The sequence below is a fragment of the Streptomyces synnematoformans genome (assembly GCF_039531005.1).
Lineage (GTDB): Bacteria > Actinomycetota > Actinomycetes > Streptomycetales > Streptomycetaceae > Streptomyces > Streptomyces synnematoformans.
Genome location: NZ_BAAAPF010000710.1, coordinates 1 through 949 on the forward strand (window position 1 = coordinate 1; position 949 = coordinate 949).

Sequence of the window (949 nt, forward strand, 5' to 3'; positions counted from 1 at the left end):
GCCCGTCGCCCGCCAGCGCCAGCGCCGGCACCGCGGGTGTCGCCGCGTCCGGCAGGTCGTCGTCGACGTCGCGCCGCCGCCCGGGCAGCGCCAGCACCAGCACGACGAGCAGCGCCGCGCCGCGCGCCCAGGTCCACGCCGTGTGCGTCACGGCGGTGTCGTACGTGACGTCCAGCCGACCGCCGGCGGCGGGCAGCTCGAAGCCCTGCGCCCAGCCGTCGACCGTCGTCGCCTCCAGCGGCTCGCCGTCGAGGGTGGCCTGCCACCCGGCGCTCGCCGCGTCCGCGAGCCGCAGCACCCGGCCCTCGGGGCCCTCCTTGAGGTCCGTGTGCACCTCGACGGGCCCGGCGGCCACGGGCACCGGCTCCGCGGCGGCACCGTCCTGCCCGTCCTCGGACCCGGCGGCGACCACGGTGGCCCGGGAGACCCGGGCGTCGACGCGCCAGAGCGCGCCGCCGTCCTGCTGGCTGAGCCGGGTCAGGCCGGGGGTGGCGTCGAGTACGCGACGGAACGCGCGCGGGGCGTCGTTGCGTACGAGCACGTAGCGCACGGCGTACTCGCCCAGCTCCGTCGACTGGTCGGCGCCGGAGCCGGCGACGAGCCCGGCGACGATGCCGGAGAGCCGGGCGTTGCCGCCGCCGGCCGCGGCCAGTTCGGCGTCGCCGAGGCGGGCGCCGGCGCCGCGGACGAGCATGTACTCGACCTTGCCGGCCGTCCCGCCGACGACCAGGGTGCGGGGCTGGTCGGGCGTGCGGCTCTCCTCGGCGACGAACGCCGGCACCTGGTCGGCGCCGCCGCGCCGCAGCGGGCCGTCGGCGCCGTCCCACATCCACCCGGCGGCCAGCACCAGCGGCCCGGCGGCGCGGGCGGCGGCGGCGAGCACCGCGGCCAGCTGCCGCCAGCCGAAGGACTGCTCGGCGACGTGCAGGCGGGTGCCGTCGGCGCCGGC

The 949-nt window shown here is 80.0% G+C and carries 1 pseudogene; it reads right to left on the reverse strand.

The annotated features are described in order from the left end of the window. A pseudogene (locus ABD317_RS37275) lies at positions 1-949 on the reverse strand (family 2 glycosyl transferase); the annotation flags it as partial.